General features: G+C 47.4%; 26 protein-coding genes. 15 read left to right on the top strand and 11 right to left on the bottom strand.

Going from position 1 to position 24,889, the window contains the following annotated elements; all coding sequences use genetic code 11:
* Positions 1-243: an EF-hand domain-containing protein gene (locus tag D9T21_RS19535; protein ID WP_105935198.1), complete on the top strand. Its 243-nt coding sequence runs from the start codon at positions 1-3 to the stop codon at positions 241-243.
* Between the two features lie 126 nt (positions 244-369).
* A complete protein-coding gene (locus tag D9T21_RS19530; protein ID WP_123326872.1) occupies positions 370-1,815 on the top strand; it encodes a S41 family peptidase in 1,446 nt (481 codons plus the stop codon).
* A gap of 21 nt (positions 1,816-1,836) precedes the next feature.
* On the opposite strand, the gene D9T21_RS19525 is transcribed toward D9T21_RS19530, so the two are convergent.
* From D9T21_RS19525 to D9T21_RS19515, 3 genes are all read right to left on the bottom strand, one after another.
* Positions 1,837-3,168 (bottom strand): DEAD/DEAH box helicase, encoded by a 1,332-nt coding sequence (locus D9T21_RS19525; RefSeq protein ID WP_123326871.1) that lies wholly within the window; start codon positions 3,166-3,168, stop codon positions 1,837-1,839.
* 135 nt (positions 3,169-3,303) lie between these two features.
* Positions 3,304-3,963, bottom strand: a complete 660-nt coding sequence (locus tag D9T21_RS19520) for a CoA transferase subunit B (protein WP_123326870.1) — start codon at positions 3,961-3,963, stop codon at positions 3,304-3,306.
* A gap of 9 nt (positions 3,964-3,972) precedes the next feature.
* Complete coding sequence (locus D9T21_RS19515; protein WP_123326869.1) at positions 3,973-4,671, bottom strand: CoA transferase subunit A; 699 nt, start codon at positions 4,669-4,671, stop codon at positions 3,973-3,975.
* 101 nt (positions 4,672-4,772) lie between these two features.
* On the opposite strand from D9T21_RS19515, the gene D9T21_RS19510 reads away from it, so the two are divergent.
* Positions 4,773-5,666 (top strand): LysR family transcriptional regulator, encoded by an 894-nt coding sequence (locus D9T21_RS19510; RefSeq protein WP_123326868.1) that lies wholly within the window; start codon positions 4,773-4,775, stop codon positions 5,664-5,666.
* A 57-nt stretch (positions 5,667-5,723) separates the two neighbouring features.
* Positions 5,724-6,116 carry a GlcG/HbpS family heme-binding protein gene (locus D9T21_RS19505; protein WP_206427308.1) on the top strand — a complete coding sequence of 131 codons (393 nt, stop codon included), beginning with the start codon at positions 5,724-5,726 and terminating at the stop codon, positions 6,114-6,116.
* Positions 6,117-6,170: 54 nt separating this feature from the next.
* Here D9T21_RS19505 and D9T21_RS19500 read toward each other — a convergent pair whose 3' ends face one another.
* The 3 genes from D9T21_RS19500 to D9T21_RS19490 all read right to left on the bottom strand — a co-directional run bounded on the left by D9T21_RS19500 (position 6,171) and on the right by D9T21_RS19490 (position 8,828).
* Positions 6,171-7,130, bottom strand: coding sequence for a sugar phosphate isomerase/epimerase family protein (locus tag D9T21_RS19500; RefSeq protein WP_123326867.1), 960 nt, complete (start codon positions 7,128-7,130; stop codon positions 6,171-6,173).
* Positions 7,131-7,282: 152 nt separating this feature from the next.
* Positions 7,283-8,044, bottom strand: coding sequence for a hypothetical protein (locus tag D9T21_RS19495; RefSeq protein WP_123326866.1), 762 nt, complete (start codon positions 8,042-8,044; stop codon positions 7,283-7,285).
* A gap of 58 nt (positions 8,045-8,102) precedes the next feature.
* The gene (locus tag D9T21_RS19490) at positions 8,103-8,828 is read right to left on the bottom strand and encodes a sensor histidine kinase (RefSeq protein ID WP_123326865.1); all 726 of its coding nucleotides are present in this window, start codon (positions 8,826-8,828) and stop codon (positions 8,103-8,105) included.
* Between the two features lie 176 nt (positions 8,829-9,004).
* Here D9T21_RS19490 and cysB point away from each other — a divergent pair, with 176 nt between their 5' ends.
* Both cysB and pelA read left to right on the top strand, forming a co-directional pair.
* Positions 9,005-9,979 carry an HTH-type transcriptional regulator CysB gene (cysB, locus tag D9T21_RS19485; RefSeq protein ID WP_123326864.1) on the top strand — a complete coding sequence of 325 codons (975 nt, stop codon included), beginning with the start codon at positions 9,005-9,007 and terminating at the stop codon, positions 9,977-9,979.
* A gap of 45 nt (positions 9,980-10,024) precedes the next feature.
* A complete protein-coding gene (pelA, locus tag D9T21_RS19480; protein WP_164464767.1) occupies positions 10,025-11,179 on the top strand; it encodes a pectate lyase in 1,155 nt (384 codons plus the stop codon).
* Here pelA and D9T21_RS19475 read toward each other — a convergent pair.
* The 3 genes from D9T21_RS19475 to pabB form a co-directional block, all read right to left on the bottom strand.
* Entirely contained in the window at positions 11,166-12,536 is a 1,371-nt protein-coding gene (locus D9T21_RS19475; protein ID WP_123326862.1) for an L-serine ammonia-lyase, read from the bottom strand. The two genes, pelA and D9T21_RS19475, sit on opposite strands and share 14 nt — an antisense overlap.
* A gap of 127 nt (positions 12,537-12,663) precedes the next feature.
* On the bottom strand, positions 12,664-13,242 hold the full coding sequence (locus D9T21_RS19470) for a CoA pyrophosphatase (RefSeq protein WP_241155765.1): 579 nt from the start codon (positions 13,240-13,242) through the stop codon (positions 12,664-12,666).
* A complete protein-coding gene (pabB, locus tag D9T21_RS19465; RefSeq protein ID WP_123326860.1) occupies positions 13,235-14,653 on the bottom strand; it encodes an aminodeoxychorismate synthase component I in 1,419 nt (472 codons plus the stop codon). The genes D9T21_RS19470 and pabB overlap by 8 nt, the downstream gene beginning before the upstream one ends.
* Before the next feature lie 176 nt (positions 14,654-14,829).
* Here pabB and D9T21_RS19460 point away from each other — a divergent pair, with 176 nt between their 5' ends.
* Both D9T21_RS19460 and rmuC read left to right on the top strand, forming a co-directional pair.
* The gene (locus D9T21_RS19460; RefSeq protein ID WP_123326859.1) at positions 14,830-16,359 is read left to right on the top strand and encodes a fumarate hydratase; all 1,530 of its coding nucleotides are present in this window, start codon (positions 14,830-14,832) and stop codon (positions 16,357-16,359) included.
* A 100-nt stretch (positions 16,360-16,459) separates the two neighbouring features.
* Positions 16,460-17,902 (top strand): DNA recombination protein RmuC, encoded by a 1,443-nt coding sequence (rmuC, locus tag D9T21_RS19455; protein ID WP_123326858.1) that lies wholly within the window; start codon positions 16,460-16,462, stop codon positions 17,900-17,902.
* Here rmuC and D9T21_RS19450 read toward each other — a convergent pair.
* Positions 17,899-19,086, bottom strand: a complete 1,188-nt coding sequence (locus tag D9T21_RS19450) for a GGDEF domain-containing protein (RefSeq protein WP_123326857.1) — start codon at positions 19,084-19,086, stop codon at positions 17,899-17,901. The genes rmuC and D9T21_RS19450 overlap by 4 nt on opposite strands.
* A 98-nt stretch (positions 19,087-19,184) precedes the next feature.
* Here D9T21_RS19450 and D9T21_RS19445 point away from each other — a divergent pair, with 98 nt between their 5' ends.
* From D9T21_RS19445 to D9T21_RS19410, 7 genes are all read left to right on the top strand, one after another.
* Positions 19,185-20,090 (top strand): prenyltransferase, encoded by a 906-nt coding sequence (locus D9T21_RS19445; protein ID WP_123326856.1) that lies wholly within the window; start codon positions 19,185-19,187, stop codon positions 20,088-20,090.
* A complete protein-coding gene (locus tag D9T21_RS19440) occupies positions 20,075-20,791 on the top strand; it encodes an SOS response-associated peptidase family protein (RefSeq protein WP_123326855.1) in 717 nt (238 codons plus the stop codon). The genes D9T21_RS19445 and D9T21_RS19440 overlap by 16 nt, the downstream gene beginning before the upstream one ends.
* Positions 20,792-20,898: 107 nt before the next feature.
* Positions 20,899-21,177, top strand: coding sequence for a hypothetical protein (locus D9T21_RS19435; protein WP_123326854.1), 279 nt, complete (start codon positions 20,899-20,901; stop codon positions 21,175-21,177).
* Positions 21,178-21,252: 75 nt separating this feature from the next.
* Positions 21,253-21,498 (top strand): hypothetical protein, encoded by a 246-nt coding sequence (locus D9T21_RS22890; RefSeq protein ID WP_123326853.1) that lies wholly within the window; start codon positions 21,253-21,255, stop codon positions 21,496-21,498.
* A gap of 480 nt (positions 21,499-21,978) precedes the next feature.
* On the top strand, positions 21,979-22,254 hold the full coding sequence (locus D9T21_RS19420; protein WP_123326851.1) for a putative quinol monooxygenase: 276 nt from the start codon (positions 21,979-21,981) through the stop codon (positions 22,252-22,254).
* 311 nt (positions 22,255-22,565) lie between these two features.
* Complete coding sequence (locus tag D9T21_RS19415; RefSeq protein ID WP_105933268.1) at positions 22,566-23,477, top strand: alpha/beta hydrolase family protein; 912 nt, start codon at positions 22,566-22,568, stop codon at positions 23,475-23,477.
* 47 nt (positions 23,478-23,524) lie between these two features.
* Positions 23,525-24,013: a P-loop nucleotide/nucleoside kinase family protein gene (locus D9T21_RS19410; RefSeq protein WP_105933269.1), complete on the top strand. Its 489-nt coding sequence runs from the start codon at positions 23,525-23,527 to the stop codon at positions 24,011-24,013.
* 115 nt (positions 24,014-24,128) lie between these two features.
* Here the strand turns inward: D9T21_RS19410 and D9T21_RS19405 are convergent.
* On the bottom strand, positions 24,129-24,889 hold a 761-nt coding region (locus D9T21_RS19405), incomplete at its 5' end, for an IS5 family transposase (protein ID WP_123326850.1).

Here is a 24,889-nt window from a genome sequence, read left to right as displayed (position 1 = left end):
GTGTCTACTGAATTAACACCCGAAAAAGTAGAAGCGATTCAAAAAGATTTTAGCTTCTTTGACCGTGATGGTAACGGTCAGATCGACCTGCAGGAATTTATTGAGTTATTAACGGTAATTTCACCTAAAACCAAAGTCAGCCACGTAGAAGAAGGCTTTAAACTTATCGATGAAAACCACGATGGGTATATCGACTTTGAAGAGTTTCTTGCCTGGTGGCAGGAGTGCTGGTGGGAATACTAAGCCCGATTCAGAAAAAAGCCGCTTTCTAGCGGCTTTTTTGTTTAATTTTGTTACATAATAGCGCAACGGTAACGATGGCTTTTTTGTATATTCTGGTGAAGGTTTAGGACAATCCGAGTTTGTTGGATGACTTATAAATTAGTTCGTACCATTATCTACACCAGTTTCGCCCTGGTTCTTGCCATCGCCAATAATGTCTCTGCCCAGGAGGCAACATATAAACAAACTGAATTTAGCCAAAAGCAAGTATCGAACGATTTATCATTTCTTTATCAATCGCTGACAAAGACACATTACAACGCATTTGCTTATGTTAGTCAGGCACAATACGAAGCGAAATATCAACAGTTAAGGCAACTTGTTGATCTTAAAAAGCGTTGGACTTTGCTTGAAGTTACCAGTCTGTATCAGCAATTAGCCGCTATTATCCGCAACGGTCATACAGAAATAGACTTTCCGGCCGAGGTTTATATTGCTTATGCTCAAGCGGGGGGAACTGTATTCCCTTTCGAAATAACCTTCGATATTCATCGAGCACTAATTACCCATAACTATTCAGAAAAAGGTGAGATTAAAGCTGGTGATGAATTGCTTGCTATTAATGGAAAGTCATTAGATGAAGTGCTGGATAGCATTTATCCTTTGATTTCTGCGGAACGTCACTATTTTAAACAAACCAAACTGGAAGCCCTTTCTTTCCCTCGTTATTACTGGCAGGTATATGGTGAAGAGAAAACGTTTTCGGTTACGGTAATGGATCAGGACAGTAATGAACAAACACTGGTTGTAAATGCTACGCCTGTGATACATGGTTTTGAAATGCAGCGGGAAGAAGTGCTCAATGCGACCAGAAAGCTTTCTTTTTATGGCGATATTGCCTATTTAAATCCTGGCAATTTTTCGGGTGATGAAATTGAATTTGAGGAATTTATACGTAATGGGTTTAAACAAATTAATCAGCGGCGTATAAAATCGCTTATTGTCGATCTCAGAAACAATGCCGGCGGTAATGATTCATTCAGTAACTATCTCGTGTCGTTTATTGCTGACAAACCATTCAAATGGTCAAGCAAGTTTCAGTTAAAAACCAGTCGCTTGCTAAAAGATGACACACAAAAGCATCGTGATATTACTCAGCCATATTGGCAGCAAGTAATGGAGCATCCGAGTGGTAGCATATATGAGTACGATTTCGGCCTTTATGAACCTCAGCCTGTAGAACAACGATTTAAGGGGCAGGTAATAGTATTAATTAACCGTCAGACTCACTCTCAATCAGCAGTTACTGCAGCACAAATACAGGATTATGGCTGGGCCGTGATTGCCGGGGAAGAAACCGCTGATTTGCCGAGCTTGTATACTTCACAATTCAGCTTTCAATTGCCTGAAACTGGCATCACTGTAAAAGTTGCAAAAGGGAAAATAACCAGAATAAGTGGTAGTGAGGCATTAAAGGGGGTGCTACCCGACATATACCTTAAGCCGGATATAACCAGTGGTGATGATAACGTGTTGTCGTCTGCAGTGTCACTATTAAAAGAAAAGGCGCTTACAGAAGCGCCTCCAAACTAAAGCTACCTATTCTGGTAGCCTTTATTCTTCCTCGTCCTGGGGAGGCGGAGTGGCTTTTTTACGCATTGGCATATGGCCAATATCCTCACCGGTCATGGTCCTTACCCGCTGGGTTTTTTTGACCGGCTGTTCCGATTTGCCCTCTGTCGATTTATGCTTTATCGCTGCTTTTTTCGGTTTGGCCGGTTTAGGTTTAATACCGCTGAACTTAGATGGCAGACTCTCGTGCTGCTGGGGCTCCAGCGGATAGGCGAGTTGCTGTTTTAACGCTGAGAAACTTTGCCAGTCGCGTTTACCAACAAAAGATACTGCTGCGCCCTGATTACCCGCCCGGCCGGTACGGCCGATCCGGTGGATATATTCCTCAGGATGTTTGGGCATGTCATAGTTAATGACCAGACCTACTTTAGACAAATCAAGCCCTCGGGAGGCCACGTCGGTGGTGACTAGAATATCAAACTGACCACGGGCAAACTCATTCATCACCAACGAGCGTTTTGACTGGGCGTAATCGCCTCTGAGTGGCTGAGAAGTGCGGGTAGGTAAGCTTTCACCCAGCATGGTGCTGAGGCGCTCTGCATCATCCCGCGTGGCGGTAAATACAATCGCCTGGTTATAACTGTTGTTGGTTAACTGATCGCAGAGCAGGGCATCTTTGTGCTCAATGCTCTCGGCAAAATACAGCGTCTGGCTGATATCGGTATGTTCTGCCGTGGCACTGCCAACGGCCACCCGTACCGGAGCCTTAAGTAATGAATCCAGCACGTGGTTTAGCTCAACGTGATCCATGGTGGCCGAGAACAGCATAGTCTGGCGTTTACGGTGATCGGCCTTACCGTTAATCATATTAAGCGCCTGGGCAAACCCTAAATCGAGCATGCGGTCGGCTTCATCGAAAATCAGCATTTCCAGGCCATTAATAAAGAAGCTTTTATCTTCTAAATGATCGGCTACCCGGCCCGGTGTACCCACAATAATATGCGGGTTGCGGCGCAATGCCTTGGTTTGATCGTTATAGTTATCGCCGCCCACGATTAAAGCTGTTGCCAGATTTTTCTTCTGGCATAGCCACTTTGCTTCACCAAACACCTGTTTGGCCAGTTCGCGGGTAGGGGCGAGAATAAGAATACGGGGATCTTGTCGGCTTAACGCTTTTTGGGTTAGCAAGCGATGCACAGCGGGAATTAAAAACGCCAGCGTCTTACCTGAGCCTGTTTTGGAGGAGGCAATAATATCCTTACCCAGCAGGGCCGGCAGAATGGTTTTTTCCTGAACTTCGGTGAGTTCGGTAAAGCCTTTATCTTCTATGCGGCTGATAAGGGTATGATGTACAGGTAAGTCAGTAATTAACAAGGTTGCTTCGCTCCGGTTTAGATCCGCGCCTATTATCCCTGATTACGTACCTGAGTAAAGTCACAAGCCAAAAAGAAAAGGGACAAGCCGTTTTGTACGGTTGTCCCCCTTTGTAAGCGCTTAAGTGAATTGCAATCAGGCGAAGGCCATTTCCGGCACATCACCCTCTACCACCAGCTTACCGGCGGTTTTTTCTTTGATCTCATCTACCGATACACCAGGCGCTCTCTCGCGCAGGTAAAACGCGCCGTCTTTAACTTCAAGTACTGCTAAGTCGGTGATGATACGGGTAATACAGTTAACACCGGTCAGCGGCAGGGTACATTCCCGCAATAACTTGGAGTTACCGTGCTTGTCGGCGTGGGTCATGGTGACAATAATGTTTTTCGCGCCGGCTACCAGGTCCATTGCGCCACCCATGCCTTTAATAAGTTTGCCTGGGATCATCCACGAGGCGATATTACCATTTACATCTACTTCAAATGCTCCGAGAACGGTAAAGTCCACGTGCCCGCCACGGATCATGGCAAAGCTTTCTGCTGAGCTGAAGATAGAAGCGCCGGTAATGGCCGTCACGGTCTCTTTACCCGCATTGATCATGTCCGCGTCGACTTCTTCCTCAGTAGGGTAACGGCCCATGCCCAGTAAGCCATTTTCTGACTGCAGCATAACGCTGATACCGTCTGGCACATAGTTCGCGGCCAGCGTTGGGATACCAATCCCCAGGTTGACATAGTTACCGTCCTGAAATTCCTGCGCCACGCGCATCGCAATCTGATCTCTTGTTAATGCCATGACTGCCTCCTATTTAGCCGTTACGCGACGTTCGATACGTTTTTCAAACGTACCCTGGATAACCCGATCCACATAAATGCCCGGCGTGTGAATGTGAGCCGGATCTAATGTACCCGGTTCTACAATTTCTTCCACTTCCACTACGGTGATTTTACCGGCTGTTGCGGCCATTGGATTAAAGTTCTGTGCTGTGTGGCGATAAATACAGTTACCGTAACGGTCTGCTTTCCACGCTTTCACAATGGCGAAGTCACCGGTGATAGACTCCTCAAGAATATAGGGGCGGCCATTAAACTCTTTTACTTCTTTGCCCTCACCAACTGGCGTACCGTAACCGGTTGCGGTATAAAATGCTGGGATACCCGCACCGCCAGCGCGCATTTTTTCGGCCAGGGTGCCTTGTGGCGTCAGTTCTACTTCCAGCTCGCCATTAAGCAGTTGTTGTTCAAACAAAGCGTTTTCACCTACATAAGATGAAATCATTTTCTTGATTTGCTTATCTTCAAGCAGAATGCCCAGGCCAAAGCCATCAACACCACAGTTATTCGATACGATTGTCAGCCCTTTGGTTCCCATCTTTTTGATTTGGGCAATGCTGCCCTCAGGAATACCACACAGGCCAAATCCACCGGCGATGACGGTCATGTTATCTTCTAACCCTTCCATCGCGGCTTCGTAACTGGATACGACTTTATCGAAACCAGACATAGCATACTCTCCTTTAAGTAATGAACACCGCTAGTATCAATCAGGGTTAAAATTTTGTAAAATTGATTAAATATCACTTTTGATAAATAAAATTTATTAATATGAGTATCTCATACCGAAATATGCAGGCCTTTTTATGTGTGGCGGAATCTGCCACCTTTGCCGAAGCAGCTGAAAAACTGTTTGTTACCCAACCCGCGTTATCCAGTTCTATTAAAAAAATGGAAGAGCAGCTGGGCGGTCAGTTATTTAGCCGTACAACCCGGCGGGTACAGCTAACCCCTGAGGGCGAAACCTTTTTGCCTCATGCGCGGCGCTTACTTCACGACTGGGATGACGCGGTCGAAGGTGTACAGAATCTGTTTGCCATGGCTCAGGGGCGCCTCGCTGTCGCAGCGATGCCATCTTTTGCAGAGTCTAAACTGCCAGGCATTCTGGTGCGCTTTCATCAGCAATTCAGCAATATCCGGGTGCGGGTACTCGATGTCATCATGGAAGAAACGCTGCAGGCTGTGCTGTCTGGCAGGGTAGACATCGGGTTTTGTTTCGAACCGGAAAGTAAGGACAACCTGGAGTTCTTCCCGTTATTTACCGATCGTTTTGTAGCCGTTATGCCAGCAGATCATCCACTTGGAGCGAGCCGAACCATTACCCTTGAAGATATTGTCAGTCAGCCGTTTATCTCTCCTAACCGGGGTTCCAGTGTCAGACAATGGACAGAAGTGATGACCGCCGAGTATGGCCAGCTCAATATTGTGGCAGAGACGGGCCAGTACGGCACCATTGGTCAGCTTATCGCTCACGGCATGGGGATCTCTGTAGTGCCTTCCTTGTGCCTCGAACAAATGCTACGTAAGGGACTGATTTGCCTTGATATTGAAGGTAGTCCGTTGGTTAAGCGGGTAGGGATGGTTCGGGCTAATCGCGGTGTTATGGCGGTGGCAGCGCAAACATTGTGGCAGCAGGTAGTGACAGATTACTCTACAAATTTGTAAATTGAATCAGTGAGTTAAATTGGGCAAGGTAATCAAAAAGTCGATTACGGAAAGCTTATGACCACATCTATGACACTTGCGGCTGCGCGTCGCCATATTGCCGATGCCATCAGTAAATCAGAACAGCTTGGCATCAAAGTGTGTATTGCCATTGTTGACAGCGGTGCCCACCTGGTGGCTTTTGAGCGAATGGATGGCGCATTTCTGGGCTCGGTGGATATCGCAATTAAAAAAGCGCGAACTTCAGCCTTGTTTCCTTTGGAATCAGGCCAGCTGGGTGCATTGATCCGAAGTGAACAGCTTACCGGATTCGAATCGTCGAATGAAAACCTGATGGGCTTTAATGGCGGGGTGCCCATCTTTGCCGGTGATGATCAAATTGGCGCGATTGGTATTTCCGGCGGCAGCGCCGAGGAAGACTTAGCTATAGCGCGGGCGGCCTTAGGATAATCAGTGGGCCTGTGCGGCCCAGCTGTTCTCTATTGCTCACCTGTTTGGTGTTGCTTAGCGGCACAATTTTTGTAAATGGGCGAGGCCAAACTTAGCATCTTCAAATGGTTGTGCAGTTACGTCTACCTCGACATAACGATTTTGGATATTGTGTTCATCCAGATAGGCGAGGATTGGCGTGAAGTCAATTCCGCCCTGGCCCGGAGCTTTCACCTGAAGGGCTTCTGGCATCAGCTCATCGGTTTCATCCGGGGAAACCCGCACACTGTAGTCTCGGTCTTTCATATGACAACCTATAACCCGGTCTCCATACTTCTGTAGCGCTTCCAGAGGCGGAATATCGGCAACGGCCACCCAGCCCAAATCTAACTCCAGTTTGACGTAGTTGGGATCGGTGTTTTCCATTAACCAGTCGAGTATGCTTTTGCCTTCTACCTGAGCAAATTCCATATGGTGGTTGTGGTAAGCAAAACCAAACCCCTGATCGTGGAATTTCTTACCACGCAGGTTAATTCTGTCGGCCATCTGCAGCACTTTATCGGCGGTATCCGGCACAGCGATACTCACCTTACCGTCGTTAAAAGCCAGTAATTCTTCTGCCAATGGCTCTATAAAATAGTCAATGCCCAGTTTGCTGGCCAGTTCGTGGGTATAACTCGCATCATCAAGCTTTCCACTCACGTGGGCAGTAGGGGTTTTAAGATTTACTGCCTTGAGAGCACTGGCTATTTCATCTATCGACAGACCAAAAAATGGCGCGCCGGGAATGCCGATAAAGCCGCCCAGGCCAAAGGATTCGACTTGCGTAAATCCCATAGCGGCTATCTGTGCCAGCGTTCCTTTGGGGTCTTTGGCATAGTTTTCTCTGAACATATAGAGTTGAACGCCATAGTCTGCAGCGCTATTGCAGGCTGCTGCGGGTTTCTGCTCTGAACATGACCACAATAAAGGTGAGCCGGCGAGGGTTGCCAATGCTGCGCTGGACTTTAAAAAATGACGACGGCCAAATGCCATGAACTACTCCGCGATACTGGTTTAGAAAACTGACAGTAGCACAGAATTATTGTAACGAAAATGTAAAAGTTAGGGGGGTTAACAAATTATATCTGTAGTGAACCAGATATTACTTAGTTGCCGCATACGCCTGTGCAAAATGCAGAGGCGGGTTACCATTTTTTCTTGGGTGCAAATAATTCGTCCAGTTCATCGCGTTCTTCTTCGCGGCGCTTAGCGCGGTCCTGGGCATTAGCGTTTTTGAGATTTTCCTGAATGTCTTTTAACTGTTGGTTCAGCCATTCCAGACGGGACTGAACAAATTCATCCGGCTGAGTCTGGGCTTCAAGTGCGGCGATGGCTTTCTCGTAATACTGACGGGCAGAACCGAGCATATTGGTTTGTTGAGCGCCACGACCACGGCGAATGAGTGTTTCAACATTTACTTTTAACTGCAACCGCTCAAGTATTTTGTCCTGCTCCAGATAGGTACTGCCGTCAACTTTGCCTTTACTTCTTTCGCTGCGAAGCATTACTCGGAGCTTTTTAACCGCCTGAATATACTGAATAATCATTTTGTCGGTTTCAGGCAGTGCAAACTGGTTATTATTATCCGGCTCAATATCAATGGATTTGATGCGGGCGCTGATGTCTTCGAGGTGCTGTTTAATATCCGGAGAATTAGGATTAAGCTCGTGGGTAACCTGCAGGGCGCGTTGAATACGTTTGAGCAATATTTTAATCAGTCCCTGCGAGATAGGCATCTGCGAGGTCGCCATCAGGACATTTTCTGTCTCATCGATTATCGTGCGCTGCTTGGCTACTTCGGCCCGGCGCTCGGCATCGATCTTCGCTTTGTACTGTTGATAGGCATTGACCACAATGGCCAGTACTACCAGCACTACTATCAGTACAATGATGATTATAAATGTCATTCAGTGCTTCCCGTCTTAGTATTGTTTTTATCGTTGTTATAGGTTTATCGGCCCGAACTCAGGGGATTTTAACTTCAAATATGCCACCACCCAAAGTTCCGCCGTTAGACAGCGTAATAAAACCCTGCTTTTCACCCTTTGCATGTGCTCTGGCAATCAGATGCGCAAAATACAAGCCCAGACCAGTGCGGCCCTGAGTTACGTTAAAATCTGAGGGTTTGGTATCAACAGTAACCAGCATGTGATCCGGATAGCCATTACCGTCGTCCTCTACTTTAACAACTAAATATCCATCTTGTTGATACGCATTGATAATTATGTCTGATTTACCATATCGAAGCGCATTGATCAAAACATCATTAATTAACAGGTACATAAGGTCGGCATCAAGGTACCAGGCGAGCTCTTCTGTGCACTGATTTTTAATTGAAATGTTTTTTTGCGATGCATAGAGCTGATTGGACAGCACAATATCTTCGAGTAATTCGTTAATAAAACACTGGTCAATCATCACCGGCAGGGTTTCGCGATTGGCCCGGTAGAGCGATAAGATTTGTACCAGCCCGGTGTTCATGCGGTTGGCTTCGTAATGTAAATCGACAATCTGACTGCGAGTCTCGGTAAGCTCTGGCGGAAGTGTGGAAACGATTTGTTCAACCGACTGCACTAACAGATTCAGTGAGTTTTTCATATCGTGTACCGCTGCAGCCAGTACAGTTGAAAAATCAAACTGTGAGTCTGTAGAGAGTTCAGCGTTGTTGTTTTCCTCAGAACGGGTTGTCATTTCTGTTACTTCCAATTGTTCTCAGACTTGCTTATGCTAGTATCCAACATAATAATAACTAATTCCTCTACTTTTGCATAAGCATGCGATTAAGCTTGTCGACAGATCAGCACTCTGTTCAGGCTTCTTTGAATGAGTGTGTGTTGACGGTTGTCAGGTTTACGCGTGGATATACAATGAAATTACAACAATTAAGATACATTGTCGAAGTACAGAACAATAACCTTAACGTATCAGCCACTGCTGAAAGCTTATTTACCTCACAACCCGGCATCAGTAAACAGGTCCGAATGCTCGAAGATGAGCTCGGCGTGCAGATCTTCGGCCGTAGCGGCAAACATTTAACCCATGTAACACCTGCGGGTAATGAGGTGATCAATATTGCCCGCGAGATCCTCAACAAAGTTGAGAGCATCAAAGCGGTCGCCCGCGAACACAATCTGCCTGATCAGGGCAAACTCAATATAGCCACCACGCATACCCAGGCCAGATACGCCTTACCGGACGTGATCAAAGGCTTTATGAACAAATATCCCAAAGTCTCTCTGCATATGCACCAGGGTACGCCTTCGCAAATCAGCGATTTGGCAGCCAAAGGGGAGGCTGACTTTGCCATTGCCACCGAGTCCTTGCACCTCTACAACGATCTGGTGATGCTGCCATGCTACCACTGGAACCGCAGCGTCATTGTTAATAAAGACCATCCTCTGGCTAAGAAAACCTCTATCACCATCGAAGATGTGGCGCAGTACCCGCTGGTTACTTACGTCTTTGGGTTTACTGGCCGCTCAGAGCTAGACCATGCCTTCGAGAAGGCCGGGTTAACACCTAAAATAGTCTTTACCGCTACCGACGCAGATGTCATTAAAACCTACGTGAGATTGGGGGTTGGCATTGGTGTGATTGCCTCTATGGCTGTTAGCGAAGAGCTGGATGCCGACCTGGTTAAAATAGATGCCAGCCATATGTTTGAATACAGCACTACCAAAATTGGATTCCGTAAGGGGTCGTTCCTGCGCAGTTACATGTTTGATTTTATCGAACGCTTTGCTCCCCACCTGACCAAAGACAAAGTGGAAAAGGCAATGATGCTGAAAAACAACGATGAAGTTGAGCGCATGTTTAAAGGGCATACATTACCGGTTAAATAATCCGGATCGCAGGAATTGGATAGCAAAGGTTCAGGGAAGCTGCGTGTGGCAATAAAACAACTGGCGTTAGCGGTGACGATTGGGTTTGCTTGCAGCGCCTGTCAAACCTCTGAAAGTCATTACCAAGCTATCGAAATGGCAGGCTTCAGTGATGTGATTAAGCACTGGAACGATCAGAATCATCGCGATCCACAGCCGCGCTATGCGCTTCATCAAATTCGTTTGATTGCTGATAATATAGTGCGTTATCAACGAGCAAACGGGGGCTGGCCGGAAAACATTAACCCGTTAAGGATCATGTCTGAGCAGGAAATCGCCCGCCAGGCTGCATTGTATTCCGCCACGGATACCGGCTTTGATAACCGCAATGTGTACCCACAAATCCGCTATCTGGCCGAAGCGTATCAACAAACCGGTGATGAGAAATATCAACAAGCCGTAATTCGCGGCCTGCGATTTATTTTATCAGCCCAGCTTGCCAACGGTGGCTTTACTCACTCGCCGCCAAGTACCGAACGATATTATGGTCACATCACCATTATGGATGATGTAATGGCCGGCGTGCTCGGTTTGTTACAGGAAATCAAACTCGGCAGTCAGCGTTTTGATTTTTTACCCGCCGATTTAGTACATCAGTTGAGCGAAGCACATGGCCGGGGCGATACGTTACTCCTCGACCTACAGGTAAAAACGGACGGTGAACTGACTATCTGGGCCGGGCAGTACGATGCAAACAGTTTGTTACCTGCTCAGGGTCGTGCTTTTGAATTAGCTTCGCTGGTAAGCCGGGAAAGTGTGGATGTGGTGCGTTATCTGATGAGCGATCCAACGCCTTCTGCCAGAAAACGTCAGGCTATTCATAGTGCTATGGCGTGGTTTAAGAATAATGCGTTAACCGGTATCGACATGATGCAGGTTGAAGCAGAGCCGGTGAGGTATAAATACCATACTTCAACGTGGGACAGGGTGATTGTTGCCAACGTAGATAGTCCGCCTATCTGGGCAAGGTTTTACGATTTAACCACCCAACAGCCTTTACTGGCTAACCGGCAAGGGCAGCGGGTAGATTCACTGGCGCAAATATCCCGGGAACGCCGCACCGGTTACGACTGGTACGGGCGCTGGCCAGCGCCCCTGTTAGCCGATGAATATAAGGCCTGGCAGCAAAAACACGCTGCCGACGGCACTAACACTCAATAATATTCACTGCCAGACCGCCCCGGGCGGTTTCTTTGTATTTAGTTTTCATATCGGCGCCGGTATCCCGCATGGTTTTAATCACTTTATCGAGAGACACCTTTTGCTCGCCGGTGCCACGCAGGGCGAGGCGGGATGCATTAATAGCTTTGATGGCGCCCATGGCATTACGCTCGATACAGGGCACCTGTACCAGGCCACCAACCGGATCACAGGTGAGACCAAGATTGTGCTCCATACCAATTTCAGCAGCACATTCGACCGCCGCAATATTACCGCCCAGTACTTCTGTTAAGGCGCCGGCAGCCATAGAGCACGCAACACCAACTTCGCCCTGACAGCCTACTTCAGCACCGGAGATCGAGGCATTTTCTTTGTATAAAATGCCGATTGCGCCGGCGGTTAATAAAAACCGGCTGGCAATGTCTTTATCAACCGGGCGAACAAATTTGTCGACGTATTTAAGTACTGCCGGAATGATCCCCGCGGCGCCATTGGTCGGCGCGGTAACGACCCGGCCGCCGGCGGCATTTTCTTCATTTACTGCAAGGGCAAACAGGTTAACCCAATCCAGTGGTTGCATGGGATCGCCGCTGTATTCAGTCATCAGCCGGTGATAAAGCGAAGGCGCGCGGCGTATGACTTTTAGTCCGCCGGGTAAAATACCTTCACTTTCGATACCGCGTTCGATACAGGCATCCATGGTCATCCACAGGTCCTGTAAGCGGGTCTTGATGTCTTTGCCCGGATGCAGCGCCTGTTCATTTTTGAGCATTAACGCGCTGATACTTAACCCTTGTTCTTTACACAGACTCAGTAACTGACTCGCGGTACGAAAACTAAAGGGTACGGTATTGCTGATCTGTTTGGCTTCCTGCCTGGCCACATCCCACTGATCGTCACGTACGATAAAGCCGCCACCAATAGAATAGTAGGTTTGTGACAAGAGCAGGTTTTCACCATCAAAGGCGTGTAAAGTCATAGCGTTTGCGTGGCGGGGCAGGGTTTTACGCCGATGAAACACAATGGCTTTGGTGCGAGGAAAGCGAATAGATTTTTCGCCACCAAGACTAAGGGTTTCATTAGCGTCGATATCCGCCAGCCAGGAGTCAATACTGTCTACATCAATGGTTTCAGGGCGCTCTCCGAGTAAACCCAGAATAACCGCTTTACCGCTGCCGTGACCTTTTCCGGTCTGGCCCAGTGAGCCGAATAACTCGGTGGTTACATGGGTAACCCGATTGATGATCTGCTGGCTTTTAAGTTCATCAACAAATTCCGCGGCCGCGTTCATCGGGCCAACGGTATGCGAGCTGGATGGGCCAATGCCCACACTGAACATATCAAATACACTAATCATTAGATGCGTTTACCATTATTGTAATTATCATTCCATTTTGCCCGTGTACGGGCACCAGAACAAACCAGTTAACCTAATGGTAGCATGAGAATTTCTATTGATAAGCCACGCGCTTATTGTGTGGCAATCAATTGTTGTCAGTAAAAATTGACGCCAGGTTTCGTAACAAGGCAGCTGTAGCTCCCCAAATCATGCGATTTTGCCAGGGAATAAAGTGAACCGGGTTGGTGAGCGGCCCGCGATGAAAATGCTCGGTGATATAATTATTGGTATCCAGCAGAAACGCCAGTGGCACCTCAAAGGTGTCGCTCACCTCATTGCTATCTATAATGATATCGAATTCAGGCTTTACAATCGCGACTACCGCAGTGATACAGAAGCCGGTGATGGTGCGGTGCTCAGGCATCACCCCGATCACCTGGCAATTCTGCCTGGGCAGGCCGATTTCTTCCCCGGCTTCACGCAGAGCAGTGTCTATCAGATCCTTATCCTGCTCTTCCTGTTTACCACCAGGAAAACTAATTTGCCCGGGGTGGTGAGCCAGGTGTAAGGCTCGTTGAGTGAGCAGCACCGTAAGACCTTCCGGCCGGTCGATAAGCGGCACCAGAACGCCTGCTGCACGCCCGGCATGAGTAAGTGGGTAATCATCACTCACTGCCAGTGGCGGCGACGAATGAAAGCGGTGCAGAAAAGCGGCCTTATTCACAGCTGGCCTCCAGCACCGGCAGGATACGAGCGACCTTATCCAGGGTTTCCTGATATTCTTCAGCGGCATCGGAGTCGAGCACAATACCACCGCCGGCCCAGCAGAACAGTTGGTTTTGTTCACCCAGCAACGTGCGGATACAAATGCTTGAGTCCAAATCGTTCTTTAAGCCCAGATACATAAAGCTGCCACAATAAATGCTACGGCGATTAGGCTCTAACTCTTCAATAATTTCCATCGCGCGAATTTTGGGCGCGCCGGTAATGGAACCGCCGGGGAAACAGCCGGCAAGCAAATCCAGAGGGTGGCTGCCCGGGGCCAGTTTGCTGGTGATCCGGGTGACCATGTGATGCACCGCCGGGTAGCTTTCAAGCTTGAACAACTCAGGCACCTGCAGGCTGCCAGGCACACTGTGTTTGCTGATATCATTACGCAGCAAATCAACGATCATCAGGTTTTCGGCCCGGTCTTTCTCGGCATTTAACAGCGATTGGGCACTTGTGGCATCTTCGGCCGGGTTATCAAAACGGGGCCGGGTACCTTTAATCGGCTTGGTTTCAATAACGCCGTTACGGCACTGAATAAAACGTTCCGGTGACAAACTCAGTAAAGCGCTGTCGGCAACGCGCATAAACGCTGAAAAAGGCACGCTGTTGGCCTGCGTGAGGGTGCGATAAGCTGCCCACAGGCAACCTTCGTAACTGGTGGTAAAGCGTTGCGCAAAATTCACCTGATAGCAGTCACCGGCCACCAGGTAATCATGCACTGCTGATAAGGCTTCACTGTACTGAGCCTGAGTCATGTTACTTTGCCAGCCACCTTTGATGGTAAAAGGCGCAGAGGGGCTGGCTATCCATTGGTTAAAATCGGGTATGGCGACGGCACTGGTATGACAAAAATACCAGCAGTCTTCCTGAACATCATGAATAAGCGCACGGTTATATATTCCCAGCGCCATTTCCGGGCATTGGTATTCGTCGCGGTTGAGGGCTGGCAGGCTCTCGTAATCGCGCCCCAGATCGTAACTGCAAAATCCTGCCAGTCCGAGCACCAAAGGAAGCTCGTCATATTGCGGGCTCTTAGCATCCAGCGTAATACTACGCTGAAACGCCGTGAAATAGCGTTTTGCCGTGTCCAGTGGTGACTCATTTTTGCAGGCAATGGTTTCAAGTGTATCACCCTGCGCCCGAACTTCAGTTGTGCCCGCTTTGGTGGTGATGGTGAGGGCTGGAGACCATAAGGCAATATCGTAGCGGCTGTTGCTCTGCGTAGAGGTGCCGGAGTCGTACAATAAACTCCAGTTGTCACCGGCAACCTGCTGAAAAACGGCTTGTAGCGGCGTGTTAGCCGGTAGTGTTACCGGGGTGATATGCAGCGTCTCTGTCGGAAATGAAAATCGGGACTGTGGCATTCAATTCTTTTCTTGTATTTATCACTAACAAAATAACGGCAAGCCTGCTGCTACCGGCAGAGTACGTTCACTCCACCAAAGTCTCAGATGGTTTTAATGGTGCCAGTTGTCGACATGCGGTAGTATACGGATTCTTCGTCTAGATGACTATGTGAGCCTAAAAATAAGAGGACGCCATGACCGTAATTCGTCAACAAGACTTTATCGATAGCATCGAAGATGCATTGCAGTTCATTTCCTATTACCACCCACTTGATTATGTGAAGGCTGTTGAACAGGCCTATCTCAAGGAAGAAAGCCAGGCGGCAAAAGATGCTATGGCCCAAATCCTGATTAACTCACGTATGTCAGCCGAGGGTAAACGGCCGTTGTGTCAGGATACAGGGATTGTTACCTGTTTCGTGAAAATCGGCATGGGCGTAAGCTGGGATAAAACCGACATGACCGTTCAGCAAATGGTTGATGAAGGTACCCGCCGTGCTTATATGAACCCGGACAACCCGCTGCGGGCTTCTATCGTTGAAGATCCTGCCGGTGCCCGTAAGAACACCAAAGACAATACGCCAGCGGTAGTGCATATCGACACCGTGCCGGGCGATAAAATTGAAGTGATGATCGCGGCCAAAGGCGGCGGCTCAGAAAACAAATCTAAGATGGTAATGTTAAACCCCAGCGACGACATTGTTGAATGGGTACTGAAAACCTTACCTACCATGGGCGCTGGCTGGTGTCCGCCGGGCATGCTTGGTCTGGGTATTGGTGGTACTGCCGAAAAAGCAGCGGTACTGGCCAAAGAAAGCCTGATGGATCCGGTAGACATTCAGGAACTGATTGAGCGCGGCCCGCAAACCACCGATGAAAAACTGCGTGTTGAAATTTACGAGCGTGTTAACAAATTAGGTATTGGTGCACAGGGCCTCGGTGGTTTAACTACCGTAGTAGATGTGAAAATTAAATCGGTACCTACTCACGCCGCGTCTAAGCCGGTGGCTATGATCCCGAACTGCGCGGCAACCCGCCATGCGCATTTCCACCTTGACGGTAGCGGCCCGGCAGACTTAAAAGCGCCGAAGCTGGAAGAATGGCCGGAAGTTACCTGGGAAGTCAGCGAAAACACTCGTCGCGTAAACATGGACGAAGTGACTAAAGAAGACATCAAAGAATGGAAAGTAGGCGAGACCGTGCTGCTGTCTGGCAAGATGTTGACTGGTCGCGATGCCGCGCACAAACGTATTCAGACCATGCTGGAAAATGGTGAAGGCTTACCAGAGGGCGTAGATCTTAATGGTAAGTTTATTTACTACGTAGGGCCGGTTGATGCGGTTGGTGACGAAGTAGTTGGCCCGGCAGGCCCGACTACGGCAACCCGGATGGATAAATTCACCGACATGATGCTGGAAAAAACCGGTATCGCTGGCATGATTGGTAAAGCTGAACGTGGCCCGGCAACGGTTGAGTCTATTGCCAAGCACGAGTCAGTTTATCTGATGGCAGTGGGCGGGGCAGCTTACCTGGTATCGAAAGCGATTAAGAAAGCCCGTGTGGTAGCCTTTGAAGACCTTGGTATGGAAGCTATCTACGAATTTGAGGTAGAAGACATGCCGGTAACTGTGGCAGTAGATTCTACTGGTGCTAACGCTCACCAGACTGGCCCGGCTATCTGGAAAGCTAAAATTGCTGAACTGGACGAAGCACTGTCTAAATAACCAGCATTTAACACCGAATAAGCGATTCTTCGCTTAAACCGATGTCAAAAACGGGTAACATGAGTTACCCGTTTTTTTATTGAAGTTATTCAGGTTGGTAATGGAACACCTTAATATTATTATTCCCGCCGGCGCAGCACTGCTGGCGTTAATTGTTGGCCTGGTAATTGGCCGCTTTCAGGGCAAGGCGCAGGCGCAGCAGGCGCTGGCGGAGCAACAGTTGTTAGCCCAGCAGCTTGAGCAGGCACAGCAAACTTTGGACGCTGTTCAACAAAGAGCCCAGCAGGATATTAGCGAGCTTAAGCAACAGCTATCTACGCTACAGGGTTCGCTGCAGGAGCAGTCTGCCAAAGCGGCATTGTTGCCGGAAGCCCAGCAGCAGCGAGAGCAATTACAAAGTGATCTGAAATCTCTGCAGGCCGATTACACGCAGTTAAAAGCCGCCAGCGATGCCCGCCAGGCAGCCTTTGATGTCGCCGAAAAATCTCACGAGGAAAAGCTCGCCACTCTGCAAAAAGCCGAAAAACGCTTGCAGGAACAATTTGAAAACCTGGCCAACCGTATTTTCCAGCAAAAAGCAGAAAGCTTTGGCAACGAGAGTAAAACTCGCCTGGATGCACTGCTCAACCCATTGAAAGATCAGATTGAAGGCTTCAAGAAGCAGGTAACCGATCAGTATGTTAAGGAAGGGCAGGAACGGGCCTCGCTAAAAACAGAAATTCTGGGTTTAAAAGCGCTTAATCAGCAAATCACCGAAGACGCCGCTGCGCTGACCCGCGCCCTAAAAGGCGATAACAAGCAGCAGGGGAACTGGGGCGAAGTTGTGCTGGAACGCATCCTCAAGGAATCCGGATTACGCGAAGGCCATGAATTTGAAACCCAGGTTTCTGCCCGCAATGAACAGGGCAAATTACAGCAGCCGGATGTGGTGGTACACCTGCCTAATGATAAAGATGTGATCATCGACTCCAAAGTAAGTCTGGCCGCTTATGAACGGTATTTTAACAGTGATAATGATGATGAACGGGCGCGCTATTTAAAAGAACATGTAAACTCATTGCGCACCCACATTAAAGCGCTGGGCGCAAAAGATTACCACGAGCTGGAAGCGATCCGTTCACTGGATTACGTACTGATGTTTATTCCGGTAGAACCCGCGTTTTTATTGGCGGTAGAAAGCGATCCGGAACTGGTGACGCTGGCGCTTAATAACAACATTATGCTGGTTTCGCCCACCAATCTGTTAGTTGCACTACGTACCATAAACAACATCTGGCAGTACGAATATCAGAATCAGAATGCCCAGAAAATCGCACAGCATGCAGCCAAACTGTACGATAAGTTTGCCGGCTTTGTGGGGGATATGGAAAAAATTGGTAAAGCGGTAGAAAGCACGCAGAAGCACTACGATGCGGCGCTGAATAAATTAACCAGCGGGCGGGGCAATCTGGTGCGTCAGGTTGAGCAATTCCGTGCCCTGGGTGTACAACCCAGCAAGCGCCTGGCCGATACCAGTGATGATGAAGCTGACGAGCAGGATTAAGTCAGATAGCTTACTTTGCTGCCAGCCATGACAGCCTGATCCCTGCCGTTGGCTTTGGCCTGGTACAGCGCATCATCGGCGAGTTTTAACAGTTGGTCCGGATCCCGGGCCTGACTCGCCTCAACACAACCAATACTGATAGTGAGTGGATCGGCGGCATCGGCCCATTTAGTCTCGCTTAATGACTGACAAATCTTATCCGCAATGAGTTTGGCCTCGGTTAAGGACTGATCGGCCAATAACACAATAAACTCTTCTCCACCAAAACGAGCAACCAAATCGGATTGCCTGACCTGCTGTTTGAGCTGTCTGGCGGTGTGCACAATGGCTTTGTCACCAGCGCTGTGTCCAAAGGTATCGTTAATTAATTTAAAGTAATCGATGTCGAGCATCAGAATACTGAAGGGCCGTTGATAACGCTGAAAGAGCGAGAACTGGTATTCCAGTTGTGACTGAAACGCCCGGCGATTGAGTAATCCGGTCAGCTGGTCGTGTTCGGCCAGGTATTTCATGCGAACAATTAAACGCGATATTGTTGTGCCCACCGCTGTGGTATTGATCAGGATAATCAGTACTACCTGCATCCATAGCATCAGCGACGGATTGTAAGGCGAAAAGAATAAACTGTTTTGCGGAACGGGTACTGCAAATGCCCAAAACGTAAGCTTACTGCTCACCATCGTGATGATCAGCACGTCTGCGAGACACAAAATGCTGGCAATACTGGCAGAAAAAGCCGCATGCAGAGCGTTAAATTTCATTTTGAGGGTGGCCAGCATCACCACAATAACCATAACCAAACTGAGCACGGCCACCGTTTCAGGCCTTATCCAGCCAGGTAAAAACAGCACATAGGCCACACTCACCAGGATAATCATCGAGCTAAACCATTTAGGATCGATGGTTAATCGAAACAGGTGACGAAGCGCAAGGTTATAGATAATAAATGAAATCAGTAATATGATATCGGCAATCACCCACAAAAAAAGTGTGGGATTGTCGGGATGACGAAAGTCGAGTAACAATGCCAGCGCAAATAGCAGGTTGGCCAGGGCAAAGCGGATACTGCTGTTGTGGTACAACTGCAATGGTTTGGCAATCACGATCCAGCCAATACTGAACAGCAGAGTCAGTAAGATATTGACTTTGTTTAACTCGATACTGGTTGAAAGGAGAGTATCCATCAAAATGCCATCAGCTCGACATACCTTAAGTTTAGCGCAACTGTCGTTATTTATTATTGAAGCAGATCATTAACCAACCGACTGCACAGGAGCAGGGAATGAGCGTTCTATCTACCGTTGTTAAAACCATGCGTCCGCCGTTTTTATTGCTGGTAGTGAGTTGTCTGACACTCAGCTTTGGCTTTGTTAACTTTTTAAATATAGACGGTTCCTGGTTTTTATTTAGTTTAATTGTTGTTTGTGGCCTGTGTGCTCACATCGCCGTGAATATGCTGAACGAATATGTGGATTGCACCAGCAAACTGGACTTTGCTACTAACCGCACGCCCTTCAGCGGCGGTAGCGGGGCACTGGTAAACGAACCTTCCGTAGCCGGGCTGGTTAAATACATCGGGATCGCCTTTGTGCTGCTCACCATTGTGTCGGGCATTATGGTGCTGCGCCATTCGCCCGAAGCCTGGATGTCATTATTTGCCATGGGCGTACTGGGTGTTGTGATTGTGGTGAGCTATACGCCGGTGCTTAATCGCTATCCCTGGCTGTGTCTGGTGGCACCAGGTTTGGGTTTTGGTGTGCTGATGTCTTATGGCAGCTACGTGGCGGTTAGCGGCTCACATAATATAACCATGCTGCTGTTGGCGTTGATCCCCACACTGCTGACTAACAATCTGTTGTTACTCAATCAATTTCCGGATGCCGCCAGTGACGCAGAGCATGGCCGCAACCATGTGCTGATTGAATACGGTTATGCATTTTCTGCCAGGCTTTACTTAGCTCAGTGGCTGCTCACCATACTGGTAGTTGTATTAACCGTTGTAGTTTTTAGTCTGCCCTGGTACAGCCTTGTTTGTTTATTACCTATGCTGCCAGGCTGGCGAATCTATCAACAAGCCAAACAGTTTGAACAACCCGATAAAGGCTTTCTGGCGGCAATGGGTCAGAATGTGATGATGACCCTGGCAACTCCATTATTATTAGGAGTGGTATTGTGTGTGGCCGGTTAAACGTTACCGATAGCCCGGGTGTCAGGCAATTGTGCGATCAGCTGGAAATTAGCTTCTGGCCGGAAGAGGGTATGCGATTCAGCCGTTTTGTACGCGCCACTGAAAGAGTAACCATTGTGCTCGAACAACAGGGGAAAAGGGTAGCACGTAATGCCATCTGGTGGTTGCTGCTGGAGCCAGAACACAGCACTGGCATTATGCATTTTAAGCCGTCACGTTACACTTCTTTCAATACCCGTTATGACAAGCTCAATGTGCCTCGTAGCGCGGGATATCATTCCTTTCGACAGCACCGTTGTGTTATTCCGGTCGCTGGTTTTGGTGAGTCGCAAAAAGTCGGCAGTAAAATGACCTACCACGATATGATTGCCGAACCTGATGCACAGCTTGCCATGGGCGGCTTGTATCGTGAATGGCACGGTCATGACAGTCACGGTAACGAGTTTGTGGAAACCTCGTGCTCGGTTGTTACGTTACCGCCACACGAAAAACTAATGGATGTGCATCAAAAGTCCACGCCATTAATGTTATCGCTTAAAGATAACAGCCTGCAGCGGTGGTTGGACGCAGATATTACTGAGCCAGAGGCGCTTGAAGATTTACTATCACCAAAAATACGCCACCAGTTTAAGGTACAGCCCATTAATAAGCCTTCACTCTATCAGCCCGCCGGAGCGTCATTTGATCTTGAACCGGATTAACAAGCCAAATGGATGTACGGACCATCAAGTTTTTTAGCACTTTCGTTTGTGATCCCGGTAATAGGTGCATGGCGAATGGACTTAAAAACAACTGAAAGGAGTCAGTGATGACTGAAGAAAAGATCAGGAAAATAGTTAAACGCTATCATATCATTTCAACATTGTGGCTATTCGCGTTTATTGTGCTTGCAATATTCCTTAATTGGCATTTACTCAAATCAAACATTGACCGCCATTACGAGCTTGGTATTGAGTATGTGTCCGGTGATCAGGGATATATCTGGGGCGCGTTAATTTTCTGCTTATTCACGCTTTTACACCTGGTTTTTTATTCTATCGAGAAAATATTGCTTTATATACATGCAGAAACCAGCGCTTCGAGTTAGATTGCTGTTCTGATTTAGCTAAAAAAGGTTACGGGATTTCACCGATTTAACGAGCGTAAGAGGGTTGGTAACTTAGTGGCACTAGAGGGAGTTGCAGACATAATAGAGATAGTGGCCAGATTTATTGGGCGACTCTTCACCGAAGTGCTGATCGAATTTCTATGCAAAGGAATGGGTTATCTTATCTGCCGCAAGTTTAATGAAGACATAGATCCAGATGGCTTCATGGTGCTCATTGTTGGTTTGTCATTTTGGGTAATTGTTATAGTTTCGGCCATCCTAATCTATGACACATTGGTTCAACAAATAGCACCGGTTTAACAATGAAATTAAAATGCTGTTGTAAATATAAAAACTGGAAATTTTCAGGTTCGGTCAGTTTGCTGGACATGTTTGGGCTGACTATCCTGCTAGCGTTTTACCTGTTTGCCATTTCCGCAATTAGCATTGTTGTGGGGAGTCTTTTTTATGCAATCTTTATGGCCTTTTTTGAGTTTGGCCAATTCAGATTTTTGTTGGAGTTTGGCGTTGAGTTCGCGCTTTTTATCGTGTTCTTAATAAAGTCACTGGGAAAGTTTCTGCATGCTTGTAGTTATTTGCTCAACTACAGGTTAACCATCAGACAGAGATGTTCGGTATGTGGCAGCGCCAATACCTTGCTGGATGTACCGAAAAATACCGACCCGTTTTAGCGGAATTAATTTCGGGCTATATAACTAAGAAATGCAACAGTCCGAGCGATGCTTCGGCTCATTCATAACGGTAGTTAAGCTCACTACAACGTTTGCTTCACAGGTTTTTATGTCAAAAGTTACATTAAAGGGGTTTATTTTAGTGCCTGCGTCAGAGCTTGACGTGGTAAAGCAGGCGTTGGTAAAGCATAAACAGCTAACGCTGGGTGAGCCTGGCTGCATTACCTTTAAAGTTGTTGAAAATAAAAAGGATCCGCTTCGTTTTGATGTTTATGAAGAGTTCACGAGTCAAAGCGCTTTTGAGCAACATCAGCAAAGAGTAAGAGATTCTGACTGGGGCAAGGTTACCGTTAACGTTGAACGTCATTACCAGATTTTTAAATAAACTGTGGTTGCTTCATTTTTCTGACAACCGCTCCAAACCATCGCCACTATCTTCCAGACAATATCGATAACCCCCTACATAACAACATTTTGTAAGAATTCTTGTGCTCTTCACCCTGCATAATAAAAAGTTGATATAGTCTGTTGAAATATTCACGTTACTCAGCCTGTCTTTATAACTACATAGGCTGAACGCTCTGCCTGCGGCGTGGCCACCGAGAGTCTTAAATATTATTGCGCGCTTCATAGCGTGATGATGTTATGCCATTTTCATAGCGGGTCAGGAAGCGCATTTTTTAAAAGGAGTTTTAAGTGAGAGTCTTCAAATGGCTGGTGTCGTCTGTACTTTTGATTACCGTTGTTATTGTAGCCGTTGGCTACCTGTATCTTTACATCCTTCCTACCGGGCCAGAAAGAACCGAAGCAAAACCTTTTGCCACAGGTAAAGACAGCTTTGTCATTAACGCCTATCAACATACCGATCGCAAAACCATCAGAGTCTGGACATACAAACCAGCAGAGTGGACCCCTGCAAATCCGGTACTGTTTGTTATGCATGGCATGGGCAGAAATGCGGAGGATTATCTCGATGCATGGACAGAGCTTGCCGAGCAGAAAAGAATAATGCTGATTGCCCCCGAATTTGCCAGTAAGTTCTATCGGGTCATTACGAATGACTATCAGGAAGGCAATTTAGAAAGTTATTTTGGGTGGCAAAACCCCGAAAATGAGTGGGCTTTTACGGTGGTGGAAAATATTTTTGACCATGTGAATAACGTAAACGGGCTTTCGCTGGATGGTTACCACATTTTCGGGCATTCGGCCGGCGGTCAGTTTGTTCAGCGCATGGTGGCAATGAAGCCGCAGTCCCGTATTAAAAAAGCCATAGCAGCCAACGCCGGCACGTATTCGTTTATGGATGAAATGGTGCCTTACCCTTACGGACTGGGTGACGTTAATTATAATCTGCAGGGTTCTTTTGCTAAACATCTGGTGGTGCTTCTTGGTGAGCTGGATAACAATGCCCAACAAGGGCAGCTGGACCAAACCGAAATGGCAATGGAGCAGGGGCCTAATCGGTTAGAACGGGGCTCAAACTTTTTTCAAGCGTCTAAAACCGTAGCAGGGGATAACGGCTTCGATTTTAACTGGCAGATACAGGTTGTGCCTGATGTTGGCCATGAGTATAAACGGATGTCTGAGGCGGCGGCAAAGCTCCTTTGAATAAGGATTGATGAGGCGCTCTGCCACTGGCAACTGATGGAGAAAACATGAGTAATCCGGGCAAGCTATTCTTTTTCTGCGGCAAAATGGGCGCGGGTAAATCCACCCGTTCCGGACTTGTTGCGCAAGACAATAACGCGCTGGTGATTGCAGAAGATGATTGGCTCACAGCGCATTACCCTGGGCTGATCCAAACCTTTGACGATTACATCAAATATTCAGCTCTAATCCGGCCATTTATTAAAAACCATGTACAGGGCTTACTTAGCCTCGGCGTGAATGTTGTGATGGATTTTCCTGCCAACACTGTAAAACAAAGAGCCTGGTTTACATCGCTGTGTACCGAAACACACAGTAAACACGAACTCTGGTATTTAGATGTTTCTGATGAACAGTGTTTAGCTCAAATTGCTCAACGTCGCGTTGAACAGCCGCAAAGAGCTAAATTTGATACAGAAGCGGTATTTCGCCAGGTCACCCGATACTTTGAAGCACCAACTGACAGCGAGAATCTCAATATAGTTCGCGTGACATGATACGACTATACGTTGCCAGTTTTGAAACCCCTGATGTTATCTATTTTAAGGTTTAAAAAATGAATAAAATCCTGCTCACGCTAAGGCCTGTTGATCTTTGCTGTACATATTTCACTCAGCAGTACATCGGCAGCCACATCATTGAAAATGCCAGTGATACCATACTGGCATAGTTTCTCGCTAACTTTTCATATCTTGTTGATATTGAACGATAATGTTTTATTCGAGCAAATGCATTTTCAACTAAGTGTCGATATTTATAAAGACACCAATCGACACTCTCTTTGTCTATATCTTGGCCATAATTACGTTTTGGTATGACTGAAATACCGCCTCTGGCTTCAATATATTCCCTTAATGCATCACTATCGTAGCCTTTGTCGCCTACGAAAACATTTACTTCCTGTAAGTGGTCAACCAAACTTTGAGCACGAGCAATGTCATTTCTCTGGCCTTCTGATAGCTCAAAATAAATGGGAAGACCCCCACTATCCACGGCTAAATGGATTTTTGTCGAATTGCCACCACGGCTCTTTCCTATGCACTCATTGTCTGAAGTCGCAGCACCTGTACTATGCTGATGAGCTTTGACAATAGAACCATCAGCAAAGACCCAGTCATAATCAGCCAGTTTTGCTAACTCATTGAATAAATTATTTAATAAACCTTTCTTCGACCATAAATTGAAGCGTCGATAGATGGTATTCCAGCCTCCAAACTCTGTGGGTAAATCTCTCCACGGGATACCGGTTCTCAACCGGTAAAGTATCCCTTCAAAGGTCATTCTGTGTTCTGGTTTGTTATAAATGCGGCCTGTGCTCTTCATTACTTGAAGTAGCTTTTGCCACCGCTTATCAGTTAGCATTAGTCTTGGCA

This window comes from Marisediminitalea oceani, assembly GCF_003731635.1.
GTDB lineage: Bacteria > Pseudomonadota > Gammaproteobacteria > Enterobacterales > Alteromonadaceae > Alteromonas > Alteromonas oceani.
This window is presented reverse-complemented; position numbering and strand designations above follow the sequence as displayed.